Origin of the sequence: Desulfofundulus sp., assembly GCF_049701015.1 — a bacterium.
GTDB lineage: Bacteria > Bacillota > Desulfotomaculia > Desulfotomaculales > Desulfovirgulaceae > Desulfofundulus.
On record NZ_JBNATZ010000156.1, the window covers coordinates 1 to 5,867 of the forward strand.

General features: G+C 58.8%; 10 protein-coding genes. 6 read left to right on the forward strand and 4 right to left on the reverse strand.

The genetic code is table 11. The features are described from left to right. From ACPLUI_RS09930 to ACPLUI_RS09945, 4 genes are all read right to left on the reverse strand, one after another. Window positions 1-292 (reverse strand): hypothetical protein (locus tag ACPLUI_RS09930; protein WP_424660104.1); only part of this gene is annotated, 292 nt, incomplete at its 3' end. Then, a complete protein-coding gene (locus ACPLUI_RS09935) occupies window positions 293-2,044 on the reverse strand; it encodes a hypothetical protein (RefSeq protein ID WP_424660105.1) in 1,752 nt (583 codons plus the stop codon). It abuts the gene before it with no gap. A 33-nt stretch (window positions 2,045-2,077) separates the two neighbouring features. Continuing rightward, entirely contained in the window at window positions 2,078-3,037 is a 960-nt protein-coding gene (locus ACPLUI_RS09940) for a hypothetical protein (protein WP_424660106.1), read from the reverse strand. 83 nt (window positions 3,038-3,120) lie between these two features. After that, window positions 3,121-3,366 carry a hypothetical protein gene (locus tag ACPLUI_RS09945; protein WP_424660107.1) on the reverse strand — a complete coding sequence of 82 codons (246 nt, stop codon included), beginning with the start codon at window positions 3,364-3,366 and terminating at the stop codon, window positions 3,121-3,123. Between the two features lie 149 nt (window positions 3,367-3,515). On the opposite strand from ACPLUI_RS09945, the gene ACPLUI_RS09950 reads away from it, so the two are divergent. From ACPLUI_RS09950 to ACPLUI_RS09975, 6 genes are all read left to right on the forward strand, one after another. After that, window positions 3,516-3,839: a hypothetical protein gene (locus tag ACPLUI_RS09950; RefSeq protein ID WP_424660108.1), complete on the forward strand. Its 324-nt coding sequence runs from the start codon at window positions 3,516-3,518 to the stop codon at window positions 3,837-3,839. Next, window positions 3,820-4,116 carry a hypothetical protein gene (locus tag ACPLUI_RS09955; protein ID WP_424660109.1) on the forward strand — a complete coding sequence of 99 codons (297 nt, stop codon included), beginning with the start codon at window positions 3,820-3,822 and terminating at the stop codon, window positions 4,114-4,116. The genes ACPLUI_RS09950 and ACPLUI_RS09955 overlap by 20 nt, the downstream gene beginning before the upstream one ends. After that, complete coding sequence (locus ACPLUI_RS09960; protein WP_424660110.1) at window positions 4,094-4,495, forward strand: Mu transposase domain-containing protein; 402 nt, start codon at window positions 4,094-4,096, stop codon at window positions 4,493-4,495. The genes ACPLUI_RS09955 and ACPLUI_RS09960 overlap by 23 nt, the downstream gene beginning before the upstream one ends. Continuing rightward, window positions 4,476-4,781 (forward strand): sigma factor-like helix-turn-helix DNA-binding protein, encoded by a 306-nt coding sequence (locus ACPLUI_RS09965; RefSeq protein ID WP_424660111.1) that lies wholly within the window; start codon window positions 4,476-4,478, stop codon window positions 4,779-4,781. The genes ACPLUI_RS09960 and ACPLUI_RS09965 overlap by 20 nt, the downstream gene beginning before the upstream one ends. A gap of 59 nt (window positions 4,782-4,840) precedes the next feature. Then, on the forward strand, window positions 4,841-5,083 hold the full coding sequence (locus ACPLUI_RS09970; RefSeq protein WP_424660112.1) for a hypothetical protein: 243 nt from the start codon (window positions 4,841-4,843) through the stop codon (window positions 5,081-5,083). Window positions 5,084-5,087: 4 nt separating this feature from the next. Continuing rightward, the coding region (locus ACPLUI_RS09975; protein WP_424660113.1) for a DHH family phosphoesterase at window positions 5,088-5,867 on the forward strand (780 nt) is incomplete at its 3' end.

Genomic DNA, 5,867 nt, shown 5'->3' on the forward strand with positions numbered 1-5,867 from the left:
ACTTAACGCCGTGCTTTTCGGCTAGCCGCTCCAGGAAGCCGTCCAGGATGAAGACCATGACCATGTAGACGATGAACCCTATGACCAGGTGGGCCAGGCCGATGCTGCCCCTAATCAGCTGGAAGTGGCGTATGGTAAGGGCTACGGCTATTACGGTCAGCGGCATGAGCACCAGCATCCGGAAGAGCAGGAACAGCCGGTAGAGCAGTGTGAATACTTCCTTGCTCCCGAGGGCGGCGGCCAGGAGCACGCCGCCCAGGAGTATGACCACGACATGCCACGGGAAGTCCATTTATCTCCACCATCCTTCAAATAGCTGCATCGACCCGACCTCGGGCTGGATGTAGAGCGTGTTGGTGGTGACATCGTACCTGACCTTGTAGCGCATACCGGTCAGCTCGTAGATTGCGTTCATCAGCTCGTCCAGCGAGGCATGCTTTTGTATCACGTCCCCCTTTTTATCCACATACACCTTGATATACCGCGAGGAGCCGAACCTGGGGTTGCTCAGCCTGATGGCATATATGTTGCCCGCGGCCTGGACCATGCTGTCCTCGTGTACGCTTATGTTGAGTATATAGGCCACCGGGTCGATGGGCACATAGAGGACGCCGTCCTTCTTGTACGGCCCCCTGGGGCCCTTGACCCCGTATATAGTCTGCCTGTTCTGGTCGGACATGACCTTGAAGGTGTCACCGGGCATCTCAAACTCCACGCCGCTCCCCTGCTGTCCCGGCTTCTGGCCCGGGGCATACTGCACGTACTTGCTGAAGTCAGCAGCCACCAGCCGGCCGTCGTCCAGGAGCTGGTAGATGGTCCTGGTATCCTCGTTAATTGTCCAGTCAGTGACTTTGGCCGGGCCGAAGAGCGTCAGGTTGCCCAGGTCCTGGTAGTAGCGGTCGGCGTACAGCCGCCAGGCGTTGCCGTATTCGCCGCCTGACAGGAAGAACACGCCCAGGGTTTTGGTCGCCCGCGGCATGGTGGGGGAGTAAACGTGGTCCGGCATGAGTGACATCCCGTTGCCGCTGGGCATCTCGTTACCAGGGATGAATTCCACCTGCTGGTAGGTGTGCTCTTTGAAGTTGTACTTCCACAGGTAGCTCTCGTTGCACGCTATGACGGACGTTTCGGGGTCTTCGTGCGACGGCAGGGCATATATGGTGTCGTTGTCCGGGTCGGGGTCATTCATCTCGCGCAGGTACTTGTTTGAGGTGTCGATGAAGTCGTTGATAAAATGCTTCTCCGGCCTGGTGTCCACCGGGTATGAGTATTCCGCTTCCTCCAGGAATTCCTGGTGGCCGTCGGGGTAGAGCTTGTATAAGCCCCAGCAACCGCCGCCATGGGTCATGCGGACCCGGAACCCGGTATGCAGGTTGCCGTCATCGCCCGGCACTAAGGAGATGGTCGGCACGCTTTCGCGGGCTGTCGGCTTCAGGACATACATATTGCCATCCGGCGCCGGGACCAGGTTGGGGATGTACAGGTTCCTGAAGCGAGCCGTATAGTCCTGGTACATCCAGTGGTCTGTATAACTGGGGTCGTTCAGCATCAGTCCGCGGAGTTCGTCCGAATCGATGTTTAGGGTTACATAGCTCTTTTCGACGAGCACAGGCTCGAAATGGTCGGTGATCTTGACCGTTACGGTGTATGGCTCGCCGAGCTCGTACTGGCTCTGGAAATACGGCCTGGGCGGCAGGTACCTGTCCACCATCAGACCGGTAATGAAAAGTGCTCCACCGGCATATACCATCGTCCCCGGCCTGAAGGTATACAGATCCTCTATTTCCCCCAGGCCGTATTTGGCGAAGTACTCCCTGCTTGCCAGCATGTCGGCCACCACCGTCACCTGCCCGGCTTTGCACTTCTTGAGTACCATACCGTCCAGGACGTAGATGGCGCCATCGTCCCCCAGGGCCACCCTCAGCGGCTTGACAAATCCCTTGTAGACCGTCCTGGGCTCCTGGGAGCCGGCGGAATCCGCGCGGGCCGGCAATGCCGGCAGCAAAAGCAGGAGGGCGAGCACTAAACTCAGGATTTTCCTCATGAAGACGCTCCTTTCTCTGGATATCTTTGCTTTTCACCATGATACCACGATCTTCCTCGCAGAACAACACCTGCCGCCCTGTTTGTGCCGGCGGCCGGTACTATATGCAGGTGAGGACTTCTGTCCATCTGTCGACCCGGGGTGTATTCGATGCGCAGGATATCCGACTTCCAGTTGAACAGCCCACGCCTCGATAGTGTTGTACAGGAAGTAAGCGACGCCCGCGGGGATTATCCCACGCTCAAGAAGCGCCTGGATGATTTCCTGTCCGACTACAGGATTAGCTCTGCCCGTCCGGACGGCGACTCTCTTGTTGTGGAAGTCGGCCCCGGCCTGGCGTTTATAGACGATGTACCGGTGCTGTCGCACAGCAGCCTGGTGGTTCCCATATACCAGCCGCAGCCCCAAACTACCTACTACATATACCTGACGAAGAGCGGGGAGCTTGCAGCGGGCGAGCAGGTGCTCCAGGACGCCGACAAGCTCCTGCTGGGCACCGTGACCACCGGCCAGTCCGTGTCCGATGTCACCACGACCGACCTGCGGCCCTTCCTGCAGAGGAGCGGTGCCACAGGGGAGGTCTACGGCGCCCGTGGTACATACCCTTCCCTCGGCGAGCGGCTCGATGCCATCGAGGGAGAGGTCGTAGCCGCCCGCGACAGCCATCCCACTCTCGACTCGCGCCTGGATTCCCTGGACGCCGCTATTAACGGCTTCACCTTCAGCGAGGCTTACGTTTCCACCGAGGGCCAGCAGGCCTTCACCCTCCAGCACCTTTATCCTGTGGGACAGGACAAGCTCCGTGTCTTTGTGGACGGCCTGCTCATGACAGGGGGAGCGGATGCTGACTACGTGGAGACCGACGGGCACACGGTCACTTTTAACTACCCCCTGCCCGCCGGCCGCAACGTCCACTTCATATGCGAAAACCTGGTCCCCGGGGTGGGTTTTGCCGAAACCTTTACCGCCGCTGCAGGGCAGACGCAGTTCCACCTGTCCTACCCCTATCCCGCAGGCCAGGGCAGGCTGCGCGTCTACGTCAACGGCCTCCTGTACGAACCCGGTCCCGATAATGACTACCTGGAAACCGACGAGTACACGGTCACCTTCAACGACCCGCTCGGCGGGGGCGAGAGGGTCAGGTTCATCCTGGAGAGACCACGGCCGCTGAGGTCTCGGCGGCCGGGGGTTACACTTCCCTGGCTCACAGGCTCAACTCCCAGCTCGGTGACTGCAACGTGGATATCTCCATCGAGTACGACGAGCAGAACCGCCCCGTCCGCTGTGTTTGCTACTATTTTTAGCCCCTGTGACATTGTCAAACTGATCCACCCTGGGAGCCGTGGTAGACAAAATGATACTGTGAAACTGCTCGACTTTGGCGAAATTGCTACTCTAAAACTGATCCACTTCCTTCAACGATCCCCTATACTGGATGTACATTCATCCGGGTTTGGGGGGGAGAAGGGAAGTGATTGAAACTAATCTTTACGAACAAATCAGGTACCTTTATGCCGTGGAAAAACTTTCTAAAAGAGAAATTGCAACAAGACAGGGCGTATCCCGCAATACTGTCAAGCGTTACTGTAACGGTGAAAATGTACCCTGGGAAAGGAAACCCCGGCAGGGTAAATGCCCGGTTACCGACCCCATTAGAGAGACCGTTAAAGAGTGGTTGGAATCTGGTTCGGGAATTACGACCGAAAAATCTGCAGGCGTATATACCTTTAGAATTCGACCCTGGCGAAGCGACCCAGGTGGACTGGGGGCAGGCAGTGGTCATTGTGAATGGTGAGAGGATACGTGTAAACATCTTCTGTTTCCGGCTCTGTTATAGCTGTGCGCCCTATGTGGCTGTTTTTCCCAACCAGAGCAGCGACAATTTTCTGGCCGGCCATGTTTTAGCCTTCAACTTTTTCGGCGGTGTATCAAAGCGGCTGATATACGACAATCTTAAAACGGCAGTAAAAGACGGCTGGGGGAAATATGTTCAGAGCCTGCAGAAGGACTTTCTGGCCCTGCGCAGCACTATGTCTTTCAAGCGGACTTTTGAACCCCAGAGCAGCCCATGAAAAAGGCCTGGTCGAAGGGCTGGTCGGTTACATTCGCCGGAACATCTTCGTTCCAGTGCCAAATGTTAACGCCATAGAAGAGTTGCAGGCCGAACTGGACAAAAGATGCCTGAAATACCAGGACAAGCACCTGCAATATCGCCCCACTACGGTCAAAGAAGCGCTTACCCTGGAACAACAGCACCTGATCCCCCTGCCGGCCAGGGAGTTCGACTACGCCCGGACCAGAACGGCAGAGGTGGATAGCTTGAGCCTGGTTAAGTTTGACCGGAACCGTTATTCGGTACCGGTGGCCCTGGTCGGTAAAACAGTAACGGTGAGACGACCCGGTGTCCATGACCGCACGGAACTGGAACACGGTGGACCCCGAGGAGTTTGAAGACGAGAAAGACCTGTTCGACCAGATCGAGGTGGACGAGCCGCTCTTGATGCTGGTCGACGAAGGGGACACGCCGCTGGATGAGAACTGGATTAACGGCGACACGTGCTCGGAAGTGTTCGCGGGGCTGTCGCCCCTTGAAAGGAGGATCCTGGTGTTGTACTATGATAGGGGATGGAAGGATGCGGAGATAGGTGAAGAATATGGCTTCAGCAGCGCCAGGGTGCGGGGGATAAGGGCGGGGGCCAGGAAGAAGCTGACAGGCAGGCGGGAGACCGTATGCTAGCGAGGAACAATACGGGCGTCCTGATACCGCCCAACACCGAACAGGAGGTCTGTCGCTGGGTGTCCGACGGCGTCAGGTATTTCATCGGCTTCTGCGCCACCGGTACCTGTTCGGCAGAATTCAGGGTGTACGTGGGGGAAGAGCCCGAGCCGTGGTACGTTGTGCAGACCTCGCCCGCTGTGCGCACCGCCTATCTCGCAGACAGGGGCACCAGGCTGCCGCAGTCGACTGTCGTCGTGCTGAAGGCGATACACGAAGCGGCAGGCGAGCAGACCTTCAAAGGAACCATACTGGGGGGATAACATAGTGCAGGACCCCATCTGGCGGCTCAACAGGGCAAACTTCGAGCCGGAGGAGCTCGCGGCACTCGGGCTGGGCAGGCTGTTGAGCAGGGTGCTGGCGGGCCGCTTCCCTTCCGCGAAAGAGGCCTATGAGTTCGCTGTTGCCTGCAGGACGACCGTCCCGTCGGCCATCCCGGAGCTCGCCGGGACGGCGGCGCTGGTTATCGCACATGCCAGAAGAGGGAAAGTACTGGTCTCGGGGGACTACGACGCCGACGGCATCTGTGCCACCGCCATGCTCGTGCTGTGGCTGGAACAGCTCGGGGCGGCGGTCGACTGGTACCTCCCTGACCGCGCGGCTGGGTACGGGTTCGGCAGGGAGGCAGTCGAGAAGGCCGCGCGGGTGGGCGCGACCCTGGTCATCGCCGTGGACAGTGGCACCAACAACGCAGAGACCTGCCGGCTGGCCCGGGAGAAAGGCATCGACGTGGCGGTCGTCGACCACCACGAGCCGCTCTACGGCCGCCCGCCGGTCAACTGTTTCGTCAACCCCAGGTATGACAGGGGGCGCATGGAGTTCACAGACTACTGTACCGCCGGCCTGGTGTACAAGCTGATAGAGGAGATGGCCCTCAGGCTCAAGAGGCCCGTGCCCCCCGAGCTAATCGTGCTGGCCGCTGTGGCCACTGTGGGTGATGTGATGCCCCTGGTGCACGAGAACAGGTACTTAGTAAAACAGGGGCTGATGCTGTGGCCCGTGGTGGATCTGCCCGGGATAGCCGCCCTGCGGGAGGCATGCGGCCTG

Coding starts and splice junctions, on each gene's coding strand:
- ACPLUI_RS09935 (WP_424660105.1), bottom strand. CDS start 2,044: ATGAGGAAAATCCTGAGTTTAGTGCTCGCCCTCCTGCTTTTGCTGCCG.